Here is a 2,975-nt window from a genome sequence, read left to right as displayed (position 1 = left end):
CCAGCTCATCCGGTCTAAAAATACATATCCTTCAAAACAACTGGCTGATAGTTTGGCTCCAAACTCTACGCTTTTCCTCTGACAATGGGACGAATATGGGGTTGACTTAAACTTACTATTCTATCCTCTATACTCTGTTTATTGTTTTCAAATAACCATTGCTGTTGGCGATAGACTTCAGCGAGGATTAGCAAGGTTTTATATTGCTTTTTATTCAAAGCTTCTAGGGTCGCACCTGAATCGATTAGCTGTGCAATATGAGCTAAGTTTCTTTTAATATATTGAAGTTGTTTTTTAATTGCCTGTCTTCTTTTGTTGCGGGTGGGTCGTCTTTCTTTCGCTACTGCTAAGTAGTCTTTTCTTGCTAGATTACGGTAGGTTCTTGGTTTTTTAGGGGGTTTTTCTTTGATTTGTTTATACAGGATGTCTATGATTTTTTCTGTATGAACTCTGGCTCCATTTAATAGTCCTAGGTCGGTCGGATAACTAATGTCGGCTGGGGCACAGGTCGCATCTATGATTAATTTTCCGCGATTGGGTGACTCATTTTTGGCGTCCGCATCCTTTTTTTTTTCAGCTCTAACTGGGGTGATGGAGCGGATTTTTTCAACCATTCGTTCGTTGACTTTATTAATTAGGTTCTGACTAATTCTTTGGCGAAAGTGCACCAATAGTGACGGGTCAAATGGTAGTTCATTACTGTAGATTGATTGACCTATGAAGTATTGTAGGTAGGGGTGTTCACGGATCTGTTCGACTGTTTCCCGATCGCTAATTCCCAGTTTTTCTTTGATGATTAATGCTCCCAACGCCATCCTAAACGATTTGGCTGGTGCACCATGCGCTGTCGGGAAGTTTGCCGCATATTCTAATTCAAATTCCTCCCACGGGATTATTTGGGCCATTTTTACCCAACGGTTGTCTGGGGACAAATTTCCTCCGAAGGGCAGTTCAAAGTCGGAGGGTGAGGGGGGAACAAGCTCAGCTTTTCGGTACACGAGCGCACTGGGTGATGCAAGGGTTTTATACTATTTTACCTGTTTATCTTGCACACTTTTCTCGCTCTCACGATCAAAAACCCCGGCGACACAATATGCGATCGATTATTCAGCAAGCCCTAGTTAGTAAGGATTGAGCCAACTTGTGGTAAAAAAAGATAGGCAGCAGAATTATTACACGCTTGCCTATCCAAAAAATAATGATACTAAGATTCTACCAGAGTCATTTACAAAAATACCTGACGCCATCTCAGTTTTTGGTGATGACAGTTTTGCTATCCTTGATGCAGTCAGAAAAACAAGTGAGATTAGAGCGGCTCTCCCGAGTATTTCCCTGTCTAATTACAGCCGAAAGTCGGCGACGTAAATTACAAAGATTTTTGGATTTACCTCACTTAACGATCGAATTAATTTGGTTCCCATTAATTACTTATTGGTTGACAACTTATTGCCGTTTTGGTACTCGCTTATCAATTGCAATCGAGATCAGCCAATGGGGCTGTATTAATTTGTTCATGGTTAGCTTAATCTGGGAGCGAAGAGCAATTCCATTATACTGGTCATTGTTACCCAAATTGGGCAGCAGCAACTTCGAGGAACAAACGACAAATCTACAGCCTGTTTTACCGCTGTTTTCAGAATATAAAGTTATCGTTTTAGGAGACCGTGAATTTTGTTCGGTCGACTTAGGAAACTGGCTCAAGGAAAAGGGTGTGTCTTTTTGCTTAAGACTGAAGAAGAATCATCTTAATCGAAACAGAGCATTTAGTTTGGCAGCGATTAGATGAATTAGGAATAGTGCGGGGAACCTCTTTATATTTTCAAGGTAAAAGAGTGAGAAAAACTCAGCCTGCTACTGGATTTGATGTTGCTTATAAGTGGAAAAGAAACTATGGGGCGTGGAAGGTGGAGGAAGCGTGGTTTATTCTCACAAACTTAGGTTCATTGCAGGCAGCGATCGATGCTTATAAGCAACGGATGGGTATCGAAGAAATGTTCCCTTGATTGTAAAACAGGAGGCTACGATCTGGAAGGAACTAGCTTAAAAGGCAACCGACTGATTAACATAATTCTGCTGATGACACTCGCCTATAGTTTGGCAATATTTGAAGGTACTGAACTTCATAAAAAGCAGGTAGGAAAATATGTATGTCGGCGTCAAGAACCTAAAAAAAGATATCGAAGACGGAGTACATTTGGTGTCGGCTTAGATGGAGAAAAGTGGGTTAATTATCTCGAACAATATTCTTTGGAAGTGGAACAGTTAATGAAGTTAACTAGAAATAAACGTCGCTTTTATCAACAAGGTATGCGGGCTGCAACCCTGATTCGGTCTATCTCCTAGGCCTCTTTGTCACCCCCCCAGAATCAACCCATATCCGTAAAAACGGCAAGAAGAAAGGAAAACAGAATCACATTTGTGTCCAATGTGGTCGTCAATTCATTAATCAGTATGAATCCCATCGAGGTTATAGCGAGAGCATCAAACGTGATTGCCTAAAAATGTACGTCAATGGTATGGGTTTACGGGCGATAGAACGAGTTAAGGGACTTCATCATACCACAGTAATAAATTGGGTAAAACAAGTCGGAAAACTGTTACCAGAGGTTTATGACCCTGAAGTCATTCCAGAAGTTGGTGAGCTCGATGAATTACAAACTTATGTAAAAAAAAACAGATAAAATCTGGTTGTGGACAGCGGTTGACCACTTTCGACCAGGAATTGTAGGGTGGGTATTAGGGGATCTAGCGTGCTAAGACATTTGAACCATTATGGAACCAAGTAAGTGCAGGGAAATGCTACTTTTATGTAACTGATGGATGGTCTGTATATCCCATGTTTATTACTGAGGAGGATCAGATTATCAGTAAGACTTATAGCCTTTCTCATAAATATGAGGTAAGCTGTTGTGCCTTTAAATAGGGTATAATAAAAAATGAGTTTAGTCAATCTCTACAAAAATGCCAGCTAAAAA

2 protein-coding genes and 2 pseudogenes are annotated in these 2,975 nt (G+C 40.5%); 3 read left to right on the top strand and 1 reads right to left on the bottom strand.

The genetic code is table 11. The annotated features are described in order from the left end of the window. A pseudogene (locus QT996_RS28185) lies at positions 1 to 998 on the bottom strand (IS5 family transposase); the annotation flags it as partial. A gap of 263 nt (positions 999 to 1,261) precedes the next feature. Here QT996_RS28185 and QT996_RS28180 point away from each other — a divergent pair. From QT996_RS28180 to QT996_RS28170, 3 genes and pseudogenes are all read left to right on the top strand, one after another. Then, the gene (locus QT996_RS28180) at positions 1,262 to 1,786 is read left to right on the top strand and encodes a hypothetical protein (protein ID WP_333050780.1); all 525 of its coding nucleotides are present in this window, start codon (positions 1,262 to 1,264) and stop codon (positions 1,784 to 1,786) included. Between the two features lie 173 nt (positions 1,787 to 1,959). Then, positions 1,960 to 2,343 (top strand): hypothetical protein, encoded by a 384-nt coding sequence (locus tag QT996_RS28175; protein ID WP_333050779.1) that lies wholly within the window; start codon positions 1,960 to 1,962, stop codon positions 2,341 to 2,343. A 32-nt stretch (positions 2,344 to 2,375) separates the two neighbouring features. Further along, positions 2,376 to 2,878, top strand: a pseudogene (locus tag QT996_RS28170) (IS1 family transposase); the annotation flags it as partial. Positions 2,879 to 2,975: the final 97 nt, after the last annotated feature.

It is taken from the genome of Microcoleus sp. S13C4 (genome assembly GCF_036700865.1).
Classification (GTDB): Bacteria; Cyanobacteriota; Cyanobacteriia; order Cyanobacteriales; family Microcoleaceae; genus Microcoleus.
The sequence above is the reverse complement of the archived record's forward strand: the minus strand, read 5'-3'. Positions and strand labels throughout refer to the sequence as shown.